The 20728-nt window shown below is 68.6% G+C and carries 27 protein-coding genes and 2 tRNA genes; 20 read left to right on the top strand and 9 right to left on the bottom strand.

What is annotated here, in order from left to right; translation table 11 throughout:
- Positions 1-63 precede the first annotated feature (63 nt).
- Both OG780_RS28720 and OG780_RS44680 read left to right on the top strand, forming a co-directional pair.
- Entirely contained in the window at positions 64-354 is a 291-nt protein-coding gene (locus OG780_RS28720; RefSeq protein WP_328452942.1) for a hypothetical protein, read from the top strand.
- Positions 355-726: 372 nt separating this feature from the next.
- Positions 727-855 carry an integrase gene (locus tag OG780_RS44680; protein WP_443062335.1) on the top strand — a complete coding sequence of 43 codons (129 nt, stop codon included), beginning with the start codon at positions 727-729 and terminating at the stop codon, positions 853-855.
- A gap of 374 nt (positions 856-1229) precedes the next feature.
- On the opposite strand, the gene OG780_RS28710 is transcribed toward OG780_RS44680, so the two are convergent.
- Positions 1230-1847, bottom strand: coding sequence for a hypothetical protein (locus OG780_RS28710; protein WP_328452940.1), 618 nt, complete (start codon positions 1845-1847; stop codon positions 1230-1232).
- A 1279-nt stretch (positions 1848-3126) separates the two neighbouring features.
- Between OG780_RS28710 and OG780_RS28705 the strand changes: the two genes are divergently transcribed.
- Both OG780_RS28705 and OG780_RS28700 read left to right on the top strand, forming a co-directional pair.
- Positions 3127-3600 carry a hypothetical protein gene (locus OG780_RS28705; RefSeq protein ID WP_328452938.1) on the top strand — a complete coding sequence of 158 codons (474 nt, stop codon included), beginning with the start codon at positions 3127-3129 and terminating at the stop codon, positions 3598-3600.
- A tRNA-OTHER gene (locus OG780_RS28700) sits at positions 3571-3645 on the top strand. The genes OG780_RS28705 and OG780_RS28700 overlap by 30 nt, the downstream gene beginning before the upstream one ends.
- A 219-nt stretch (positions 3646-3864) precedes the next feature.
- Here the strand turns inward: OG780_RS28700 and OG780_RS28695 are convergent.
- From OG780_RS28695 to OG780_RS28685, 3 genes are all read right to left on the bottom strand, one after another.
- A complete protein-coding gene (locus OG780_RS28695) occupies positions 3865-4143 on the bottom strand; it encodes a hypothetical protein (protein WP_328452936.1) in 279 nt (92 codons plus the stop codon).
- Positions 4144-4507: 364 nt separating this feature from the next.
- Positions 4508-4945, bottom strand: coding sequence for an NUDIX hydrolase (locus OG780_RS28690; protein ID WP_328452934.1), 438 nt, complete (start codon positions 4943-4945; stop codon positions 4508-4510).
- A 2-nt stretch (positions 4946-4947) separates the two neighbouring features.
- Complete coding sequence (locus OG780_RS28685; RefSeq protein ID WP_328452932.1) at positions 4948-5433, bottom strand: NUDIX hydrolase; 486 nt, start codon at positions 5431-5433, stop codon at positions 4948-4950.
- A 69-nt stretch (positions 5434-5502) separates the two neighbouring features.
- Here OG780_RS28685 and OG780_RS28680 point away from each other — a divergent pair, with 69 nt between their 5' ends.
- Positions 5503-5847 (top strand): DUF2750 domain-containing protein, encoded by a 345-nt coding sequence (locus OG780_RS28680; protein ID WP_328452930.1) that lies wholly within the window; start codon positions 5503-5505, stop codon positions 5845-5847.
- 22 nt (positions 5848-5869) lie between these two features.
- On the opposite strand, the gene OG780_RS28675 is transcribed toward OG780_RS28680, so the two are convergent.
- Together OG780_RS28675 and OG780_RS28670 are read right to left on the bottom strand one after the other, a co-directional pair.
- The gene (locus OG780_RS28675; RefSeq protein ID WP_328452928.1) at positions 5870-7084 is read right to left on the bottom strand and encodes a helix-turn-helix domain-containing protein; all 1215 of its coding nucleotides are present in this window, start codon (positions 7082-7084) and stop codon (positions 5870-5872) included.
- Between the two features lie 234 nt (positions 7085-7318).
- A complete protein-coding gene (locus OG780_RS28670) occupies positions 7319-7690 on the bottom strand; it encodes a winged helix-turn-helix domain-containing protein (RefSeq protein WP_328452926.1) in 372 nt (123 codons plus the stop codon).
- Between the two features lie 151 nt (positions 7691-7841).
- On the opposite strand from OG780_RS28670, the gene OG780_RS28665 reads away from it, so the two are divergent.
- The 13 genes from OG780_RS28665 to OG780_RS28605 all read left to right on the top strand — a co-directional run bounded on the left by OG780_RS28665 (position 7842) and on the right by OG780_RS28605 (position 15083).
- Positions 7842-8195, top strand: a complete 354-nt coding sequence (locus tag OG780_RS28665; RefSeq protein WP_328452925.1) for an SCO3933 family regulatory protein — start codon at positions 7842-7844, stop codon at positions 8193-8195.
- 2 nt (positions 8196-8197) lie between these two features.
- Positions 8198-9553, top strand: coding sequence for an FtsK/SpoIIIE domain-containing protein (locus OG780_RS28660; protein WP_328452923.1), 1356 nt, complete (start codon positions 8198-8200; stop codon positions 9551-9553).
- 83 nt (positions 9554-9636) lie between these two features.
- The gene (locus tag OG780_RS28655) at positions 9637-9840 is read left to right on the top strand and encodes a hypothetical protein (protein ID WP_328452921.1); all 204 of its coding nucleotides are present in this window, start codon (positions 9637-9639) and stop codon (positions 9838-9840) included.
- Complete coding sequence (locus OG780_RS28650; protein WP_328458445.1) at positions 9840-10520, top strand: DUF2637 domain-containing protein; 681 nt, start codon at positions 9840-9842, stop codon at positions 10518-10520. Before OG780_RS28655 ends, OG780_RS28650 begins: the two co-directional genes overlap by 1 nt.
- 19 nt (positions 10521-10539) lie before the next feature.
- Positions 10540-10731: a mobile element transfer protein gene (locus OG780_RS28645; protein WP_328452919.1), complete on the top strand. Its 192-nt coding sequence runs from the start codon at positions 10540-10542 to the stop codon at positions 10729-10731.
- A 12-nt stretch (positions 10732-10743) separates the two neighbouring features.
- Positions 10744-10899, top strand: a complete 156-nt coding sequence (locus OG780_RS28640) for a hypothetical protein (RefSeq protein WP_328452917.1) — start codon at positions 10744-10746, stop codon at positions 10897-10899.
- Positions 10900-10923: 24 nt separating this feature from the next.
- Positions 10924-11244: a SpdD-like protein gene (locus tag OG780_RS28635; RefSeq protein WP_328452915.1), complete on the top strand. Its 321-nt coding sequence runs from the start codon at positions 10924-10926 to the stop codon at positions 11242-11244.
- 92 nt (positions 11245-11336) lie between these two features.
- On the top strand, positions 11337-11888 hold the full coding sequence (locus OG780_RS28630) for a GGDEF domain-containing protein (RefSeq protein ID WP_328452913.1): 552 nt from the start codon (positions 11337-11339) through the stop codon (positions 11886-11888).
- 85 nt (positions 11889-11973) lie between these two features.
- Positions 11974-12159, top strand: coding sequence for a hypothetical protein (locus OG780_RS28625; protein WP_328452911.1), 186 nt, complete (start codon positions 11974-11976; stop codon positions 12157-12159).
- Positions 12159-12362, top strand: coding sequence for a hypothetical protein (locus OG780_RS28620; RefSeq protein ID WP_328452909.1), 204 nt, complete (start codon positions 12159-12161; stop codon positions 12360-12362). The genes OG780_RS28625 and OG780_RS28620 overlap by 1 nt, the downstream gene beginning before the upstream one ends.
- The gene (repSA, locus tag OG780_RS28615) at positions 12359-13741 is read left to right on the top strand and encodes a replication initiator protein RepSA (protein ID WP_328452908.1); all 1383 of its coding nucleotides are present in this window, start codon (positions 12359-12361) and stop codon (positions 13739-13741) included. Before OG780_RS28620 ends, repSA begins: the two co-directional genes overlap by 4 nt.
- Positions 13738-13950 (top strand): helix-turn-helix domain-containing protein, encoded by a 213-nt coding sequence (locus OG780_RS28610; RefSeq protein WP_328452906.1) that lies wholly within the window; start codon positions 13738-13740, stop codon positions 13948-13950. Before repSA ends, OG780_RS28610 begins: the two co-directional genes overlap by 4 nt.
- Complete coding sequence (locus OG780_RS28605; RefSeq protein ID WP_328452904.1) at positions 13950-15083, top strand: tyrosine-type recombinase/integrase; 1134 nt, start codon at positions 13950-13952, stop codon at positions 15081-15083. The genes OG780_RS28610 and OG780_RS28605 overlap by 1 nt, the downstream gene beginning before the upstream one ends.
- A gap of 92 nt (positions 15084-15175) precedes the next feature.
- Here the strand turns inward: OG780_RS28605 and OG780_RS28600 are convergent.
- Positions 15176-15250, bottom strand: a tRNA-Val gene (locus tag OG780_RS28600).
- A gap of 333 nt (positions 15251-15583) precedes the next feature.
- On the opposite strand from OG780_RS28600, the gene OG780_RS28595 reads away from it, so the two are divergent.
- Both OG780_RS28595 and OG780_RS28590 read left to right on the top strand, forming a co-directional pair.
- Complete coding sequence (locus tag OG780_RS28595) at positions 15584-16393, top strand: DUF4097 family beta strand repeat-containing protein (protein WP_328452902.1); 810 nt, start codon at positions 15584-15586, stop codon at positions 16391-16393.
- Between the two features lie 75 nt (positions 16394-16468).
- Positions 16469-17935, top strand: a complete 1467-nt coding sequence (locus OG780_RS28590) for a hypothetical protein (RefSeq protein WP_328452900.1) — start codon at positions 16469-16471, stop codon at positions 17933-17935.
- 171 nt (positions 17936-18106) lie between these two features.
- Here the strand turns inward: OG780_RS28590 and OG780_RS28585 are convergent, their stop codons facing one another.
- Both OG780_RS28585 and OG780_RS28580 read right to left on the bottom strand, forming a co-directional pair.
- The gene (locus OG780_RS28585) at positions 18107-19240 is read right to left on the bottom strand and encodes an amidase domain-containing protein (RefSeq protein ID WP_328452898.1); all 1134 of its coding nucleotides are present in this window, start codon (positions 19238-19240) and stop codon (positions 18107-18109) included.
- Positions 19241-19411: 171 nt separating this feature from the next.
- Positions 19412-20707, bottom strand: coding sequence for a hypothetical protein (locus OG780_RS28580; protein WP_443062221.1), 1296 nt, complete (start codon positions 20705-20707; stop codon positions 19412-19414).
- Positions 20708-20728: the final 21 nt, after the last annotated feature.

Raw genomic sequence — 20728 nt, 5'->3', positions numbered from 1 at the left:
CATGCGTGTGGCTGGGCACCGCAGGGGGTGTGCCAGGATCCGGCTCCGAAGTGGAGGCCGATCATGTTTTTGCAATGTATCGAGGTGGTCGGCGCGCCGGTGCTGATCGTCGGGGGAGTCGCCACCCTTGGTGGGGGCTGGCTACCGGCGTTGTACCGCAGCAGCGTCCGCCGACCGGTCATGTTCGGTTGGGCCCAACTGACCGCGGGTGCCGGGCTCGCCATCTATCTGGTTGGCGCCCCTTCGACCAACACGCCACACCTCGACTTGGCGGTAAAGACGTTCGGCACTGCTGTCTGGGTGTTCGGCCTCGCTTTGGCTGGCCTGGCTGAACGCGAGCCGAGGCGCCGCTGACGTTCTGCCCCAGCCCACCACTCGCCCCAGCTCCCATCCCGTCTGCCGTAGACCCACACACCGTGGAGCGGGCGTGGTTCCTGGCGTCCAGGTGGAGCGCGCCACTGTACGAACGACCTGGACGCCAGGGGCCGCGTCTGCTCGGCTCTGCCTGGGTCGACGGCAGACGAGATGGGAGCACCCCACGCACACCACACTCGGCCGGCACTCGCCAACGGCGCCCCCGCCATCTCGGAGCCTGAGCGCCCCCGCCGAAGGCATGTTCTGACCGGCGGACTCGGTCTCCCGATCTCTACTCATGGGCCGTCGCTTGCTGCGGCCCCAGGGGTCGACCCCGGCACCGAAGGCGCAGAGGGTCGGGCCCGCGTCGTGATGAAGATCCTCGGGCACAGCCAGATCGCCGTCACGATGAACGTCTACGCGCACGTCGTCCAGGACACGCAGCGCGAAGCCGTCAGTCACATGGACCGGCTGCTCACACGGCGCCTGCAGCGCGAGTAGCCACGGCACTGATGTCAGATCGGGATGTCAAAGACCCCCAGCCATGATCGGCTGGGGGTCTTTGGCCTGGTGGGCGCGGACGGTTTCGAACCGCCGACATCCGCCTTGTAAGGGCGGGCGTGGTCGTCGGCATGTCCTTCCAGGTCACTACAGCTGTAGCGGCAGCCCAGGCGAACGGCGCACCTCGACTGTGGCGAGCCGTCGTTGACCGTGGTTGACCGCACGATGTGGCACGACTGTGGCACGTGGACTATTTCATCCCGAGGCGTGCAGTTCACCGCCTTGACCTGGTGGCAGTCAACTCGACTCAGGGGGCCAGGACACCCAGCGAAGTCTGCTGGGAAGGCGTCACTGAATGATCCGCCGGGCGTCAGTCACACACAGGATCCGTGAACCTCGAAACTGTCGGTCCGAATGCAGGAGAGCCCGGCCGTGTACTTGCCCCCGCGGTCGTAGACCGCAATGACCGACGGCTCATCGATCTTCCACCACGCCGCAAACGCTGCCGCGATGTACTGGGATTGCTCCTCCAATGCCCAAGCCTCGTCCGTAGCGCCATCCGATTCATAGTCCACTGTTGGAAAGTCAGACTCGGCCTCGATGCCCGGGTAGGCCTTCCGCGAGTATCCCCGCCACTTCTTCAGGTGCGCTACTGCGGTCTTCTGCTCGGCAGTTCCATACTCGGCAACGAATTCCTTGAACTGTGCCAGGGTGTCAGGGGTGTCGGCGATCTCCCCAAGGGAAAGGGTTACCTTCTTCGGCTGTGGCGGATCCGATTTGGGCGATGCCTTTTTGATGCTGGGCGAGATGCTGGGCCGCGAAGATCCTGCATCAGATTTGCGGGGAGATTCCGGTTTGACCGACGTCGTCTTGCGGCTCGCCGAGGTGGCTGACTGTGAAGGTCCCGTGCCAGCCCAATAGTCACTCTTGCCGCACCCCACTAGTGCCACGGCGAGTGAAATGGTGATCAAACATGCCTTACTTCTGCCCACGTGCGCTGCTCCGTCGGTACTGAAGGGGTACCAGCAGTCGTTTTCGCAGGTAGAGGCCCCTCTGCCATCCGGCGAGATCTTACATGTGATGAAGTTGTGAAGAGATCACAGTCTGGTGACGCGTGGAGCCAGCCACTACAGGGCCCGAACTTGCGGCAGTCACTTGAGGATCGAGGCTGGGGGACCATAGACGTAGCCTGGGAATCCCTGCCTTGGGCAGCATGGGGCGGTGCACACCCTGGCGAACATCGATTCCCCGTGCGTCCCTGTCCGTTCCAGCACGGAGGTAACACGCCCTGCGGCCCCCTCGATGCGAACTATGGGCGTGACGGCCGTTGAAGTCTGCCAAGCACGTCAGTTGGGCACCTGCGGCCGGTCGGGGTCGGTTGTGGGTGCGGTAGTTGCTGTATTGCGCTGCTGTACAGCAGCGGCTGAGGCTGCTGAGTGTTCGTATGCCGTTGACCTCGACGGCTCGGGTCGATAGGACCGTCGGTAGAGACCTAGGGCACTGAAGACAAAGCAGAAGCCCACGATTGTGGCGAATGCTGTCATTGGCGTCGCTCCCAAGTGGCGATGCACAGGACCCACGGTGAGTGTGCCCCCAATGCCCATGCAAACGTCCGCCAAGCCCCCGAGACGCGGCGATGAAACCGTCTTTCTGAACCACGGGGGGACCCATCCGGCACAGATGGCGGCAGCGCCGGGGACGAAGGTCAGGAGCCAAAAGAGCGCCAACAGAGCCCAGTCGATGACCTCCACAGCGAGTCCCCCCATGCGACAACTGTGCGACTCGATGGCCGCCAGGCGTGATCTTTGCATGGCCATCTCGCCGCATGTAAGTGGCCTGTGCAAGTTGACGAACCGCCTCACAAGGATGCCGGCGAAACGGCTGAGGCGGCGGGCTTCTGACTGGCTGCGGCGGTCCGCAGTTGTGCGAGCCCCTTCGCCGCTGTAGGTGTCAGTCTCTGCGGCTTCTCGTCCGTCTCCGGTCGATCGGGCACGTGAGGGGCGCGCTATCCGTGGGGGTTGGGGACTTGACTGGATGGCTGACAAATATTGAGATATGGCCTCATCCTTATCAGGTCGATCACAGGGGACTGTCGACATCGGTCAACCTGGCCTGCGCCTCGGCCGATCGTCCACTGAGGTCCGCCGCCGAGCGCTGCTGTTCGTGCTTGTTGGTGTCAGCCGCTGGTGTCAGCCGCCACACGCGGCTTTTGCAGGGGGCGACGCTGTTGAGCGATTGGGGCTGTCCCTGGTGTGGCGGAGGATGGTGCTCATGTGCGCTCTTTTCGACCCTCCCGAGCCTCGCCGCGTCTCGCCAGGCGAATACCCCGTGTGGGACCAGGCTCTCGCCCTTCTGAACCGAGACCTGGCGGTGACGCTTCCCCAGCTGGAACCCCTGCAGCTGCTGGCCCTTCCGTCCTACGATGCGGATGAGCCGGAGAACGTCTACGTCGCCATGGCCAACGGTGAGTGGCAGGGCAATTGCCTGGACCCGAACTCACAGGACAGCCTTGCCTCTGCACTGGCGAGCGTCGCCGATGCCGCGCAGGAGACCGTCATGGAGCTTCTGTGGCAGGCGTGGCCCCTGTGCCCCGAGCATGGCCTGGGCATGCATCCAAGGGAGGATGCACAGGAGCGACTGTGCTGGTGGTGCGCGGGAGAACGGTTGCGTCGCGGCCCGGCTCATATCCACGCGGCCGTGGGCGCACTCGACGCTTTGGGGGCGTCGATCCGTACACGGTCTTGAAAACCGTCGTGGCGCGAGTCACCGTGGGTTCAAATCCCACACCCACCGCAGGTGAACGGCTCCTGACCAGGTAACTCGGTCAGGAGCCGTTGCGTTGCCTGCTGTCCGTGAGTGCCTGCGGTTCACCGTTGTTTCCCGCTGGATCGGGCACGTCTGGGGCACGACGCTTTCAGGGTTGCCTTGAGAGCGCTGATGGGCGACGCCGGCCACGATCGGTTGCCGTGGTTGCTGCACCTCCCACCGCTGCACAGCGCATGTGCCCCGTCAGGCTGGCGTGCACTTCTTCTTCACTGCGTTGTAGAAGTCGTCGGCGAACTCGTCCTCGGACATAGCTGAGGCGAACGAGGGGACGTGGATGGGGTGCTGCGGGTCGTGCGCTCGGTAAGCGGCGCAGTACTCCTGCTGCTGCTTCTTGGTGCTCTCGTACCAGGCCGCTTCCCCTGGCGACCTAGTGGGATGCAGCGGCTTGGGCTCTTCCTGCGAGCACCCTGCAAGCAGGGCAGTCAGCGACAGAGCCAGGACGGCTATCGATACGCGTCTCACACAGTCTCCCGGTGATGAAAGCGAAGGTCGGCGGAGCGGCTTTGGGCTGGAGCTGCTTTGGGGCGAGTGATCATGGCCCCTTAAGCTTCCGGCGAGTCGGGCAGTCTGTGGACCTGCCCGTTAAAGCACGACGTTGGGGCCATGATCTTAGAGGCTCGCCCCAAAGTGGCTGCCTAAAGCCGTGGAGCCGACCGCCCCAGCCACGACGGGTTCTCACCTCATGCCGCCGGCCAACCCTCTCCAGGGCGCGCGTCGGCGCAGCGCGGGCGGAGCGGGCCGAAGGCAGGAGCGGCGCCCGCAGCGGAGCCGGGAGCGCGCCCGGCGGAGCGGAGCGACGCCGGGGCTTGATGAAGTAGAGAAAGTTCTATCCCGCTGGGATGAGGCGCTTCCCGTCGTGGCTCCGCACCTGAGGCCCGTTACCGGTCAGGGCATCCAAGACTCGGATCGCGAAGACCTCGGACATGCGCTCCTGGACCTCGTCGGGCGTGAGCCAAGCGACGGCGGTGGACTCGCTGGATGTGCGCTCGGTGCCGGCCGATGGCTCGCAGCGGAAGACCAGGGCCACGACTCCCAGCTTCATGTTCTTGTAGATGCCGGTGAGTTCGCCGATGGCGACTTTGATTCCGGTCTCTTCGAAGACCTCGCGCGCCACGCCTGTTTGCGGTTCCTCGTCCAGCTCCAGGACTCCCCCAGGCGGCTCCCAGGCACCGTTGTCTGCCCGGCGGACAGTGAGGATCCTGCCGTCCCTGCGCACGGTGACCCCCGCGACAGACACCGAGTGCTTGGGGCTCTCCCCAGCCACCGCTATGCCGCCTGCTTGCCCGGCGTCTGGCCGTGCTCGAGGTAGACCGGAGCACTCTCCGCGCGGGCCTCAATCGCTGCCAGAATCCGCCGGGCCAGTCGCGGGATCGTGCGATCTGCGATCTCGCGCGGGGCAACGAACCTGACGGCTTTCAGCTCCTCTGCCTGAGGGCGGATCCCCTGCGCGGTTTCCTCCGAGAGCTCGCCGCCGTCGAACAGGTACAACACCTTGTCGCCTTCGACGCCGTTCGGTGCCCAGTCGACGGCCAGGAGGCGCCCGAGCACCGGCGTGATGCCTAGCTCCTCGTGTACCTCACGGCTGGCAGCCTGGAGCGGTGATTCACCGGTCTCGACGTACCCACCCGGGATGTCCCAGTAGTCCTTGTACGTGGGCTCCACCATGAGAACGCGGCCTTCAACATCAAAGAAGAGCGCACCCGCGGCCATACGCGGATGCGCCATCTTCGCTTCGTGCTCGTTCGCTGCCATGCAGCCGAGCGTACTCAGTTGAAACCCCTTACGAAATGAGTGGCGGGGGCCGCGCTAGGCTCGGCGGCCATGAGTCAGAGCGGTTCGCAAGCGGCGGCATTCTTCCGAGACGTCCGCAAAAGCGGAGTGGTCTGGTTGGTCAGGGATGACGACGGAATGCCGACCCACCTCTCCGCCAGCGGCACGCGAAGCCTTCCCTTCTGGTCGGCCTCGGCCCGCGCCCAGAGGGCAGCGAAGATCTGGGGGCATGGGCTACGCGTTGAATCCATGCCCTTGGACACCTGGCGCGATCGCGAGCTGCCCGACTATGCCCGGGATGGACTCAAGATCGGCATCAACTGGAGCGGGCCGCGCCTGGTCGGCTGGGACTTCACTCCCGTGGAAGTTCTCAACCGACTGGCAGCGGCCGACTAGCTCACACCCTCGTCACGAGGTCTTAGACCACGTGCAGTCGATCGGCCAGCCCGGCCATGGTTGGGCTCGGTCGCCCTCGGTGATTCCGGATCCACGTGAGGACCAGTTCTCGCGCCAGGTAGTGGCTTCGTACCTGCTCAGGGGCCCAGAACTCGGCCTCAAGAATCATCGCCACCGCATCGTCGACGCGGTTGTGCGCACTGAGCGCGCGAGCTACTTCGATGTTGTGGCGCGTCCGCCGCTCCGTCGGCAAATTGCTGGTGTCGATCTGCGGGCCCAGGTCGACAGCAACCTGCATGTCCCCCAGCTCAGCCGCAGTGGCAACGCGATGGATGTCGACGTTCGTCGGGCCGAAAGCGGTCCACATGTGGTTGGCATCCTGTCCGAGCTGGCGGGCTGCCTGATCCGCTTCTGCCAGGAACTCGTGAACGGTCGAGCGGTCATCGGCTCGGGCCCCGGCCATCGACCCAGCGAGGAAGAGCGTTCCGTAGATCGACAGGAAGTCAGGAGTGGCGTCGGCGAGTCCGGGCCGAAGGTAGTCGGCTGCATCACCTACGAGCTGCACGGCGGAGTCGAAGCGGCCAGTCGTCAGGAGGCAGTGAGCCACGGACCGGAAGAGGGAGCCGGTCACAGCCGGGTTGCCCGACTGCTGGGCTGCGGCCAATCCGCGGTCGGCTGCGATCCACGCGAGATCCACCTCGCCCACCTTGCCGAGCACCATGGCAGCGCTCTGGTAGGTGAGCGCCAGGAGCTCGTTGGCTTGCTCCCGGTCTCGGCCCTCGTAGGCCTGTGCCGCGATAAGAGCGTCGGCCAGCAGCAGCGGCAGGCGGCGAGTCGCGAAGCCGTAGCGGGAAGCCTGGTAGGCATCCAGCACTTCCGTGACGTTCCTCCGCAGCTCCTCCAGCCGCGTGGGTTCTCCCTCGGTCGGAAGTCCCAACAAGGGTGTGAGCTGGCGGTAGTTCATGAGGGCTGACCGAAGCGCCGGCACCGTGTGCTTACCGCTGTCGTGGGTCCAGTCCATGAGGGTCGGTTCGGCGAGCAGGTCGCCGAGGGAGATGTCCAAGGCATCCGCAAGGGCCTTGATGACCGACAGTCGGTCGAGCTCAAGCCGGTTGTTCTCGGCTTTGCTCAGCCAGTCGACCGTGCGGCCCACCAGTCCGGCCAGGACTTCCTGGGACATGCCGCGCCTGCGGCGGTACCAAGCGACTCGTTCACCGATCGTCAGGTTCGTCGTCATTCCTCGCATGGAAAGAGCGTCCACCCGCTTCTCTCTGCGGCCCCGGAGAGATTTTCCGGGGTGATAAGTACGACCGGCCCTAGCGTTGTTGACAGGTTGAGGAGCTGTCAGGCCACGAGGGCAACGAGAGGGCTGTGACCGTGCTGACCCCGGCAGAGAAGCGCGAACTGATCGAGCAGTTAGGAGGACTTGCTGAGGAGCTTTCGGAGATCGCGCGTCGAGCCGACGTCTTGGTCACCGCCCTTGGGCCTGCTTGCGCACCAGATCCTCAAGCTGGTCCATCCGCTCGGCGAGACGGCGTACATCCCGACGAACCTCGGACAGGTACTCCGTGATCAGCTCGAACTCGGGGCTGCGCTTGACCGGGGCGCCTTCACCCGGCAGGGCCGCAAAGCTGCCCTTGCCCTGGTGAGAGACCGCATAGCCGTCCTCGCGAAGCCGTGAGATCGCTTGGCGGGCGACGGTCCGTGACACGGAGTGCTGTGCCATCAGCTCCGCCTCCGAAGGGAGCTTCTCCCCCGGGACAAGCTCTCCATCCCGGATCTTGTCCTTGAACTCGTCCGCAATCTGCAAGTACGCGGCACGTCCGGCAGCGAAGTCGGCCATAGCCCCTCTCCGTGGTTGTCGTACCTAGTGCAGCACATCGCTCCGACAGGAGTCGAGAACAACCACTTGACGCACCAAGTAGTACAGGCGCATGCTCGAACCCGAGATGACGTACTAAGTACGTCAAGTTGATCGACCTGAGGAGCGCTTCATGCGTCAGATTCCCGTCGACACCACGAACGCGACCGTGATGGTCGCCAAGGCTCCGCAACCGAAGGTCAAGGACCGTCGTACCGGTGAGATCGCCGTGGACAAGGACGGCGTCACGCTGATGACGGTGGAGGTCATGTTCTCCACGCCGGACGAGGTGGAGATCCTCAAGCTCACGGTCCCGGAGCCGGGCGTCTCCGAGGACCTGGTCATGGGTACGCCGGTCGCGCTGACCGGTCTGGTTGCCTCGGCGTGGGAGAACGAGTTCAACGGGCAGAAGCGGCACGGAATCGCGTTCCGTGCGGTCGCGGTCACCTCGCTCGCCGGTGCTGGCTCGGCGTCGAAGGCGGCCTGATCATGACCGGGTTAACCATCGGCCTGGTGGTGGTCGTTGCTGCCGTGCTGGTCCTGCGGTGGCGGCGTCCGGCCTGGTACTGGCTGGCCTTCGGTGCCATCTTCGCCACGGTGCGCGTCCTGGTCCACTACACCTCGGTGATGGACGCGTGCAGGCTGACGGTCCCGCCCTCGCGCTGGCGCCTGGCCCTGGCCCGGATGACCAACCGGCCCATCCCGGAATCCCGCGCCCCGCGCATCCTGCGCCTTCGCCCCACCCGGACCGGCCTGGTCCTTCGCCTTAAACTCCGCCCCGGACAGGACGCGTTCGACGTCTCCGCCGCAACCGACCGGCTGCGCCACTCCTTCGGCATGTACGGCGTGACCTCCCGGGAACTGCGCTCCGGTGTCGTCGAGGTGCGGATGACCGGCTACGACGTCCTCAAGCGGGTCCACATGCCCGCCAAGACCGATCCGGCTCCGATGCGGGTTCCGGTCGCGCTGCGCGAGGACGGGGCGGTGCATTACCGCGACTACCGGGCCGTCCCGCACGGGCTCACCCTCGGCGCGACCGAGTCCGGGAAGTCCGTCTATCAGCGGAACCTGGTGGCCGGCCTCGCCCCGATGGACGTCGCCCTGGTCGGCATCGACTGCAAGCAAGGCGTTGAACTCTTCCCGCTGGCCCGCCGGTTCTCCGCGCTCGCCGACAACCCCGACACCGCACTCGACCTGCTGGAAGCCCTGGTCTCGCACATGGCGGACGTCTATCAGGTGATCCGGGCCGAGCAGCGGATCACGGTGAACGTGCCGGATGCGGAGATCGCCGCCGACATCTGGGACCTGCCCGAGCACCTGCGGCCAACTCCCATCGTGGTCCTGGTGGACGAGGTCGCCGAACTGGCCCTGTTCGCGTCCAAGGACGAGGAGAAGCGCCGCGACCGGATCATCACCGCCCTGGTCCGGCTTGCCCAGCTCGGCCGGGCCGCCGGCATCTACTTGGAGATCTGCGGGCAGCGCTTCGGCTCCGAACTCGGCAAGGGCATCACCATGTTGCGGGCCCAGCTCACCGGCCGCACCGCCCACCGCGTCAACGACGAATCCTCCGCCAACATGGCCTTCGGCGACATCGCCCCGGACGCCGTCCTCGCCGCAATCCAGATCCCCACCGACACCCCCGGCATCGCCGTCACCGGCGACTCCTCCGGCGGCTGGGCCCGCATCCGCGCCCCGCACACCTCGCTGCGCCAGGCCGTGAACGTCTGCAACAGCTACGCAGACCGCACCCCGGACCTGCCTGTCCTCGCGCCGTTCCGACCGGTCGTGGGCTCCCTGGCCCCGGTCTCCGAGCCGCTCGCCAAGGCTGCTCCCGCGACCGTCTGATCTCTCCCGCTTCCCGGTTGGCGTGACCGCTTCGCGCCGGGTCCCTACCCCCTCCATGCCTGAAAGAAGGGAGATCGACTCCCATGTGCGAGCACATCGAGGACTTCCACCGCACCGTGCTGATGCTCGGCACCCTCGCTCTGTACGCCGAAACCCCCGGCGCCGATCAGACGTTCATCGACGCGATCGGCCCGTCCCTGGCTGCCTCACTTCCCGAGCCCCCGCCGGGCATGTTCCCGCCCGGATACGACCCGGCCGACGGCCCCGACTATCCCGGCGGTTCGTGATGGCCTGGCCCGCGTTCCGCGTGGACGCCGTCCTGGTCCAGGCGGTCATCGCCGGAGCTTTGTCCTTCGCCCACCTGCACGAGCTGGCCGACGCTGCCGGTCAGTCGGGCTGGAAGGGCTGGGCCTACCCGATCAGCGTGGATCTGCTCCTGGTCGCTGCCTGGCGACGGCTCCGCTCGGATGGGCCGTCCCAGCTGGCCTGGTGCTGGTTCCTGATCGCCCTGGTGGCCTCGCTCGGCGCGAACGTCGCCACCGCCGGATTCCTCGACCTCGCCCACCCTCCGGCCTGGCTGCGATTCGGCATCGCCGGATGGCCAGCCCTCGCCTTCCTCGGCGGCACCCTCCTCGCCCACTCGCACACGGCCAAGGACGAGGACCTGAAGCCGGTTCGGCCGGCCCCCGCGGTCCCGGTTCCGGCGCCGGAGGTCGAGCGGGAATCCGCCCCCGATCCGCAACCCGAACCGGCTCCGCTTCCCGCGGCCGAGGACACCCCCGCGCTGGCCCCTGCTCCCCCGGCTTCGCCGCTTCCGTCGGTCCCGGCCGCGCTGGTCGACCACGCCCGCAAACTCGCTGCCGACCACCAGGCCCGCACCGGCGCCCGGATCGACACCGACACCCTGCGCGCCCGTCTCGGCGTCCCGCCGCAGCTCGCCGACGCCATCGCCGCCCAACTCGCCTGACCCGGAAGGAGAACCCGTCATGCCCGCCCGCGACCACTTTCACTCCGTGATGCGGATCGGCCCGGTGCAGATCGGCACCCACCGCGACCGCCACGGCCACACCAAGCACGCCGCGGTGTGCACCAACGACCACTGCGGCTGGTCCGCCGACTACTCCAGCCAGACCGCCGCCCAGCTCGCCGCCCGCACCCACCGCTGCACCGCCCGATAGGAGAACCGTCCCGTGGACGTCCCGCTCTGGTTCGCCCTGATCGTCGTCGGCTGGCTCGGCGTCAAGCTCATCCGCCCGCCCTGGTGGCTCGTCGCCGTGCTCCTCCTGGGCGGCTACCTCCTGGCCGACAGCGTCCTCGCCCCCGCCATCGACGCCACCGTCAAGTAGCCACCCCCGAAGGGAGACCCCGTCATGCTCCGCCCCAAGGTCCCGGCCATGCCCCAGCCCACCGGCCACATCACCCCGCCCGCCCGGATCGCCGAGCCGACCGCCGTCATCCAGCACACACAGCCGCTCCCCGCGCCCATGGCTCCGACTCCGGCTCCGGCGCGGCCGACCGTGCAGCTCACCCCCGGCTCCGTGATCGCCCTCGTCGGCGGCGGCGCGGCCGTGGTCCTGGTCGTCGGCGCCGTCCTGGTCTCGATGCTCCTCGCGGTCGCCATCACCGCCGCATCCGTCGCCGTCTGCGCCCTGGTCATCCGCTCGCTCACCGCTTCCCAGCACCGCCGCTGACCGGCCCCGGGGCGACGCACAAGCCGCCAAGCACGCCGCCGCCTCCGGGACCGCGCTCCGTCGGCCAACCGCCCTCGCCAAAGGAGAACGTCATGGACGCGCACATAGTCGCCAGTACAGCGCCGTTACTCGGCTGGGCCGTGCACGGCAGCATCCTCGCCCGCCGTCTCGCATGTGCCCGCCGCGACCCGCTCACCGGCCTGCACACCCGGGCCGGATGGACCGCCCGCGCCGAGCACGTCATACGCCGGCACCCGCACGCGGCCGTCCTCCTGGTCGACCTCGACCACTTTAAGACCCTCAACGACACCCACGGCCACGCCGTCGGAGACCTCGCGCTCGCCACGACCGCCGACCGGCTGCGCTCCTGGTGCGGACGGTACGGCCTCGCTGGCCGCCTGGGCGGAGACGAGTTCGTCGCCGTCATCCGCAACCTGGCCTCCGCCGACCCCAACGCCCTCACCGCGGCGCTCCATCGGCCGCTGTTTTACGAGGGTGTTCGGCTGCCGCTGGCTGCCTCGGTCGGCGTCTGCGCCGTCGCTGATCTGCCGGTGCCGTGCCTAACCGACGCCCTCGCCGCCGCTGACGCGGCCATGTACGCCGCCAAGGGTCATGGCCGTCGAGGCTCCCGCTCCACGCACTGAGCGGCCACCGGGTGGCGCACAAGCCGCCAAAGCACGCCGCCACCCGGGGCCTTCCTTCCAACCGCGATCGAAAGGAACCACCAGCATGACGCACCGCACCCGACCCAGGTCCCGGATCTGCCCGAACTGCGACGGCTTCGCCTCCGCCGCCGTCACCCTCGGCGGCCGCGACCGGCACGGTCACCTGCGGACCATTACCGCTCACTGCCCGGCCTGCCACGGCACCGGCACCACCACCCGACCCGCCGTCCGCCAGGCGGTGAGCGTCTGATGCCCCGCAACTGGAGCCGCGGCGTCGACCGCATCCCGCCCGACCCCATCGACGGCGACTACGACCGCCTGAAGAAGATCGTCAAGGCGCACCACTTGCACGACAAGGACCGGGCTGCGAAGGCCACCCGCGCCGGCCGCTCCTCCAGCGAGGCGTCCAGCAGCAGCGCCAGCACTCCTCAGAGGCGGGGATGGCGCCGTTGAACCTCGCAACTCAGCTCGACCCGGTCACCCTCGGCGATCTGCTGAGGGTGGCCTCGGCCGACGACTTCGACCGCTGGCACGAGCAGATCCGCCGCACCGGCGGCTGCGCCGACCCCATCCACCTGACCGGCTGGACCCTGTCCAAGGACAAGACGACCGGCGAGACCCTGCACCGCTACTCCACCGAGTCAGAGCCGGGCGGACGGCTCCGCCTCGCGTGTGGCAACCGGCGGGCCTCCCGCTGCCCCTCCTGCGCCTGGACCTACGCGGGCGACACCTACCACCTCATCCGCGCGGGCCTGGCCGGGGACGACCGCCGCGACATCCCGGCCACGGTCCGGGACCATCCCCGCGTCTTCGCCACCCTCACCGCCCCGTCCTTCGGCTCCGTCCACAACCGCCCCGACCACGGCGTCTGCCGCTGCGGGACCCGGCATCCTGTCGACGACCCCGCGCTCGGCACGGCGCTCGATCCGGAGACATACGACTACGCGGGCGCCGTCCTCTTCAACAACCACGCAGGCGATCTCTGGCAGCGCTTCACCACCCGTCTCCGCCGCGAGATCGCCGCCCGCGCCGGCCTCACCCGCAGCGAACTGCCCGACCATGTGCGGCTGTCGTACGGCAAGGTCGCCGAGTTCCAAAAGCGCGGCGCCCTGCACTTCCACGCCGTGATCCGCCTCGACGGACCGGACGGACCCGACACCCCTCCCCCGTCATGGGCGACGGTCGGCCTCCTCACCGACGCCATCCACGCCGCCGCGGCGCACTCCTACACCTCGGTCTCCGTCCCGGCCGCCGAGGACCAGCCTGCTCGCACCTTCCGCTGGGGCACCCAACTCGACGTCCGGCCCGTGAAGGCGTTCGGGGACGGCTCCGACATCACCGAGCAGGCGGTCGCCTCCTACGTCGCGAAGTACGCCACCAAGGCGGCCGAGAACACCGGCACCCTCGACCGCCGCATCGGCGAGCTCGCCGAACTCGACCGCCACCAGATCCCCGACCACACCCGCCGCCTCATCGAGGCCTGCAAGCAGCTCGACCAGCTCTACCCCGAACGGCGCCTGTGGGCCTGGGCTCACATGCTCGGCTTCCGCGGCCATTTCAGCTCGAAGTCCCGCCGCTACTCCACCACCCTCGGCGAACTCCGCCAGGCCCGCGCCGACTTCCGAGCCGCACAGGAACGCGAAGCCCTCGGCCTGGACGACCGCGAGCCGGACACCGTCCTCGTCCTCGCCGACTGGCAGTACGCCGGCCACGGCCACACCCCCGGCGAATCCGCCCTCGCCGCCACCATCGCCCGCGACCTCCAGCACAACCGCGAAACCGCCCGCGAAGCCCTACGCGACCTGCTCGCCCTGGAAGGAGATGCAGCATGAAGGACCGCTACCTCAGCGTCGACCAGGTGGCCGAACTGCTCGGCACCTCGGCGCGCTTCCCCCGGCGCCTCATAGCCGAGCGGCGCATCACCTTCGTCAAGGTCGGCCGTCACGTCCGCATCCCGGAGAGCGCGGTGGACGCGTACATCACCGAGCACACCGTGGAGCCGATCACGGTCCGTGCCTCGTGTCTGAAGGCGGTGGCCTGATGGCGAACTCCAAGGGGCGCCGTCGCCGCTTCGGATCCGTACGCAAGCTGCCCTCCGGACGCTTCCAGGCCCGCTACCGCGGTCCGGACGGTCTGATGCGCACGGCTGACGCGACCTTCGCGACGCAGACCGATGCGGACCGCTGGCTGGTCAAGCAAGAGGCCAAGATCCTCGATAGCGACTGGAAGAACCCTGACGTGAAGATCGTGTTCGGCGACTTCGCGGCGTCCTGGTTCAAGGACCGTGACTACGCGGCCACCACGCGTGAGCGCAACGCGGGAGTGCTCAACCGGCACATCCTGCCGACGTTCCGCGCGGTCCCTCTGCGGGAGATCACCACGCCGCAGGTGCGGCGCTGGCGTACCGATCTCCTCGACGCGGGGGTCGGGCCGGCCACCATCTCCAAGGCCTACCAGGTCCTCCGGGCCATCATGAACACGGCCGTGGATGACGGGCTGATCGAGCGCAATCCGTGCCGGGTCAAAGGTGCGGGGACGGTCACCCACGCCGAGCGGCCCTTCCTCTCCGTGCCCGAGGTGTACCGGCTCGCCGACGCGGTCCCGCCGCACTGCCGTGCCCTGGTACTCCTGGCCGCGTTCGCAGCGCTCCGCTTCGGCGAGCTGGCCGCGCTCCAGCGCCGGGACGTCGACCTGGAGGCCCGTACTGTCTCCGTCCGTCGCTCGTACGCCGAGACCCGGACGGATGGCCTTACGGTCAAGGCGCCCAAGAGCGCGGCGGGTGTCCGCACCGTGGCGTTCCCGGCCTCGCTCGTGCCCGAGCTGGCGTACCACCTGGCCGAGCACGCGGAGGCCGGCCGCACCGGGCTCGTCTTCGTCGGGGCCCGCGGTGGTGTCCTGCGGCGGAACAACTTCCGGCGGATCTGGCTCCGCACCCTCGCCTCGACCGGTCTCGGTGACGTGCACTTCCACGATCTCCGGCACACCGGCAACACCCTCGCCGCGACCGGCGGCGCCACCACCCGTGAGCTGATGCAGCGGATGGGCCACTCGTCGGTGCGGGCCGCGCTGGTCTATCAGCACCTCGTCAACGGGCGCGACCACGAGATCGCCGACTACGTGGACGGTCAGATCAAGAAGGTGAAGCGGCCTCCCCGCGACCCATCTGGCACGTGAGTGGCACGGCGGTACCGAACGGTCCGAAACGACAGAGGCCCAGATCACCGGAATCACACCGGCTGACCTGGGCCTTGTTCGTGTCCTGAGACTGGTGGGCGCGGACGGTTTCGAACCGCCGACATCCGCCTTGTAAGGGCGGCGCTCTACCACTGAGCTACGCGCCCAGGACGATTCGACAGCCTACATGGCCCGGGGGGATGCCCCGCAAACCCGTATCGGGCGAGCGGGTGGCGGGGGCGACGAAGGCTCGGGGTGAAGGGGCCCGTCAGGTCGGTCCGTGGCGGGGGCGACGGGGGCTCGGGGCCCGTGGTCCGGGGGTTATCCCCACCCTTCATTCGGGAGCGGCCCGGATCGTCCAGGGCTCCGTGGGTGCCTACCGTCGAAGAGGCTTCGCCGACCGGCTCCGGTCGAGGTGCCCAGGTATCCGGTAACCCGCATCCGGTGTCCGGGCTCGACGTTCGCGAAGTTCCGACCGACCGTCCCAGGGGGAGATCGTCATGGCCCGCACGCGCACCCGCGGCACCAGCAGGAACCGTAACCACAGCGCCACCCGCCCCGCAGCCCTCACCGCTCTCGCGCTCGCGCTCGTCGCCGGTGTCAGCGCGTGCGGGGCGTCCGCGGGGGACGACAAGGAGCCCGAGACGCGGTCCTTCGGGCTGCATGGGCGGACCCTGACCGTCGACTCGGACGACTCCGCGCTCGATCTGGTGGTGTCGGACTCCGCCGAGGGCGGTGAGGTCCGGGTCACCCGGTGGTTCCAGGGGCACGTCACCCTCGGCGGGGACCCCGAGGTCACCTGGGCCATGAAGGGCGGCGACCGGCTGGTGCTGCGGATGAAGTGCTCGGGTGTCGTCGCCGACTGCTCGGCCCGGCACCGGATCGTGGTGCCGCGCGGGGTGGCCGTCAAGGTGGAGGACGGGGACGGGTCGGTGAGCGCGCAGGGCTTCGAGGAAGCGCTCAGCATTCGTACGGCGGACGGCTCGGTACGGGTCAGCGACTCCTCGGGAGCGCTGGATCTGCGCAGCGGCGACGGCTCCATCCATGCCGTCGGCGTGAACGCCCGCAGCGTGCGGGCCCGTACCGACGACGGCTCGGTACAGCTCGAACTCGGCACCGTGCCGGACCTGGTGGACTCCCGCAGCGGCGACGGCTCCGTCTCGATCGTGCTGCCTCGGGCCGCCTACCGGGTGACGGCCGGGAGCGGTGACGGCCCGGTCCACGTGGACGTGCCTCGCGACGGTTCCAGCTCCCACCGGGTCTCCGCGCACACCGACGACGGAAAGATCACGGTACGAACAGCGAACTGACCGGCCCGTGTGTTCGTCTTCAACCGGTGGGAGAATGACAGCTGGGCAAGGCGGATGACAGCACGGGAGAGGGATGTGACGGCGACACCTTCGCGGCCGTATTCGCCGTTCGCGGGACCCGCGCGGCCTGCACACCCACACCCACACTCGCCCGGCTTCCGGCGGGGCCGCCCGCCGGTTCTGCAGGTCCGGCCGGAACGGCTGGGGCGTCCTCCTCGTACGTACGTCGCTGTCCGTGACGTTCTCACGCTCGTCGCTCTGCCCCTGCTGGTCGCCCTCGCGCTGCCCGCGGCCTTCGCGGGAGGCGGCACCCGGCGCTGGTTCGGCGGGCGGTCCGAGAGCCAGCGGGCCGAGGCGCAGGCCGCCAAGGACGCCGCGGCGGCGGCGTTCTACGAACTCGACACCGCCCAGCGCGACCTGCGGATCTCGATCGAGACCATCACGGCCGTGGACGACTCCCCGGCCGCCCGCCGTGTGGTCTCCGACTTCGCGGCGCTGGGACAGCGGATCGACGAGGCCAGCCAGAAGTACATCACCGCCGTCGACGCCCACGATCTCGACCGGGACGAGCTGGAGGCGTCGGTCGCGGAGCGGGCCCGCGCCGAACTCGTCGCCGCGAAGGACGAACTCGGCCGTGTGAAGGCCGATCTGGACCGGTTCGAGCAGAGCCTCGGGCCGCTGCTCGGCAAGGCCGAGACCCAGCTCGCCCGGCTGGCCCCGGCCGTCGAGCGTGCCCGCCAGGCGTTGATCGCCGCGTCCAACGCCCTCGATTCCGTACGGCGGTCCGGGCTGAAGGCCGACGATCTCGCCGCCCGGCTCGCCGCTCTCGGCCCCGAGCTGACCAAGCTCAACCAGGGCGCCGGGCAGCACGGGGTGCCGGAGACGCTGGAGCGGGCCGAACGGGTGTCGCGCGAGGCCGCGGCGGTGCGCTCGGAGGCGGAGCGGCTGCCGGAGCGGGCCGCGGAGATCGACCACCGGCTCGTTTCGTTGCGGACCCGGGCGCAGGCGCTGACGACCCGCTCGGGGCAGGTGGAACCGGTGCTGAGCGAGTTGCGACGGCGGTTCTCGGCGGCGTGCTGGCAGGACCTCCAGCACGTGCCGGAGCAGGCCGCGGAGAACGTGCGGCAGGCCGAGGCGAAGCTGAACGAGGCGCGGGCCGCACGGGAGGCGCAGCGCTGGCCGGACGCGACCTCGCTGCTGGCGACCGTGCGCGCGCTGCTGAACAGCACGGACGAGGCGGTGTCCGCGGCCGGTGACCGGCTGCGGCGGCTGAACGCCGTACAGAAGGACCCCCAGCAGGAGATCGACCGCACCCGGTTCGCGATCCGGGACGCGCAGCGGCTGGCCATGGCGGGCCGCTCGACGCCCGACCCCCGGCAGGCCCGCCCGCTCGACGACTCCGTCAGCCGGCTCGACCGGGCCGTGGCCACGCTGGAGGGCCGGCACCCCGACTACTGGCATTTCCTGACCGAGACGGAGGCCGTGCGGCAGACGGTGGCCCGCGTGGTCGCGCAGATCCGCGAGGAGCGCGGCGGCGCCTGAAACGCCCCGCGCGACCGGAAACCCCGGGGGCAGAAGCTCCGGGGCGCAGGAAGCCCTGAAGGGGCTCCGAGGACGCCTGAGCCCTCGGAGCCCCCGCGGTTCCCTCGGAGCCCTCCCCCACAGCCCTGTCACCGGCTGATCAGGGGCCGATCGGACTCCGGCCGGGTCCGATCAGGTGCGGTACCCGTAGTACGCCGCGTTCGGGTACGCCGCGAGGAGGCTCGACAGCGAGCGGCGGTAGGTGTCGGTGTCGTGGTAGGTCAGGTACGGCACTCCACTGGCGCTCCGGTACGACGTGATCATGGAGTGGTCCTTGGACCCGTCCTTGTCGAAGTCCATCTGCATCACGTCACCGATGTCCATCTGGTAGACGTTCGCCAGGGGCGTGGAGCGCTGGGCGGTCTGGGTGAACCAGGACCACTCGTTGACGCCGACCCAGGTGTCGGTCTGGGTGGACGAGGTGTAGTTCCAGGTGCCGTACTCCTCGTCGGAGCCGGCGACCGTCGCCCAGCCGCCGGCCTTCAGGGACTGGCTGAGGTAGTTGGTGCAGTCGCCGCCGACGGAGTTGAAGCTGCGGTAGGCGGGGTTGTAGTTCTTCCAGTACTTCTCGGCGTACGTCGCCATGCCCGCGTAGTCGTACGGGCCGCCGGTGAGCGTCTTGGGGTTGGCGGGCGCGGGGTACGTGGTCGCTGCCCGGGGGGCGTCGACAGCGGCCATCGGGGTCATGCGGAGTGCCGTCGTGACGGGCTCGTTGACCTGCCGGGGACCCTTGTCCGTCGAGCGCTCGCCCGTCAGCTTCCAGGTGCCGTCCGGCTGGGCGGCGAAGGTCAGGACGTGGTGGGCGCGAAAGCCCGTGGTGGCGGGTTCGTCCCCGCGGATCTTCCGGTAGGTGAGGGTGGTGGTCTCGGTGACCCAGGCGGTGGCCAGCCGGCCCGTCACCCGGGTCCGGTCCACGGCGACCTCGGTGTCGGCGGCGCTGTAGGCCTCACCGAGGGCGGCGAGGCGGGACCGCGTGCCGCGCAGCGAGGAGAGAGCGGTGTTCTCGGTGCGGGTGAGGGTGCCGGGGACCCGTATGCCCGCGGTGGTCGCCTTGAGGGCCGTACGGGCCGTCGGGGCCCGGTCCAGCAGGGCGGCGGTGCGGTCGGTGAAGACGGCGTCGGCCACGCGGCCGAAGGCATCGGCCGTCGACGCGGTCACCCGGGGTGCGGGGGCCGCCGCGTGGGCGGCGGACAGGGGCAGCAGGAGGGCGGAGAGAGTGATCGCCCCCACGACGGAACAACTGCGGCTTAAGTTCTTCGGTGTCACTGGTGATTCTCCTTGATCCCCGGTCGGACTCCAGGGAAGGGAATCTTTACATGTCCCACTCAACTGTGCGGAATCCGGGTGGAGTTCGCGTCGAGTGCAACCAAGTCCCATATGTCGGAGGTAAGTTGATCTCAATGCGCTGCCGCAGGGCCATCGGCCCGACAGCGGGCCCTACTTCACCACGGTCGACCAGTCCGGTGACTGAGCGGGGTCCAGGCCGCGCAGGCGTTCCAGGGTCTCGGGCTTCTGCACGTCGAGCCAGTCGGACAGCTCTTGGAAGGACACGCACTTGACGCCCTTCTTCGTGCACACACTCTTGATGACCTGATCGATGGCCCTCATGTAGATGCCGCCGTTCCAGTCCTCGAAGTGGTTGCCGATGAACAGCGGTGCCCGGCTGCCGTAGTACACGCGGTTGAAGCCGGCCATGTAGGAGTTGACGGTCTGCTGCTCCCACTGCGGGTACTGGGCCGGGTTCCCCTCGGTCTCACCGTCGGACTGGTTGTAGAGGAAGTTGAAGTCCATGGACAGGCCTTGGTACTTGCCGTTCTCGTAGGGGAGCATCTGGAGCGGGAAGTCCCACATGCCCTCCTTCTTCTTGGGCCAGATCTGGAAGTCGCCCGCGGAGCTGGCGTCGTAGCGCCAGTCGTACTTCTTGGCCGTGGCCTTCATGGCCTTGAGCAGGTTCTTCTGCCCTTCGAGGCAGGGCGCGCGCCCGCCGCTGATGGCCTTCGCCGGGTCGAAGGGGAGCGACGCCAGGTCGGTGTAGCCGGTGTTGGTCCTCCACTTCTCCACGAAGGAGAAGAACTGGTTGATCTCGCTCTCCCACTCCTCGACGCTCCAGTCCCCGCCGCCCTTGTCGCCGCAGAAGTGGCCGTTGAAGTGGGTGCCGATCTCGTTGCCGGCCTTCCACGCCTTGCCGAGCTCCTCCAGCGTGCCGCGTATGTGCTCGTCGGTGGCGTAGCTGATGGCCGCCGAGCCGGGCGAGTGCATCGGCGGTTCGTAGAGCGCCTTCTTGTCCTTGGGCAGCAGGTAGATGCCGGTCAGGAAGAACGTCATGTGGGCGTTGTACTGCGCGGCCAGCTCCCGGTAGTGGGAGAAGAGTTCGTCGTCGCCCTGGAGGGCGCCGTCCCAGGAGAAGACGACGAACTGGGGCGGTTTCTCACCGGGCTTGAGCGGTACGGCCTTCAACTCGCCCTTCTGCGGGCCGGTGTAGGACGTGGAGCCGTCGCCCAGTACATGGGTCTTGCCGTCCCAGACCGGTTCCTTCTTCGCCTTGGTGGCCGGACCGTGCGCGCGGGCGGACGCGGCCGGGGTGGTGTGGTCGGTGTTCAGGGCCAGGTAGGTGGCGGCCGTGGACGTGACGACGAGGAAGGCCGTCATGGCCGCGAAACCCTGGCGTGCGGAGGTGGCGGCGGAAGCGGGATCGGACTCACGGCGTCGGCGCCGGCTGTGCTTCGAGTTCATACGGGGCACATTCTGCGAGGG

Origin of the sequence: Streptomyces sp. NBC_00386 (assembly GCF_036063235.1) — a bacterium.
In the GTDB taxonomy this organism is placed as follows: domain Bacteria; phylum Actinomycetota; class Actinomycetes; order Streptomycetales; family Streptomycetaceae; genus Streptomyces.
This window is presented reverse-complemented; position numbering and strand designations above follow the sequence as displayed.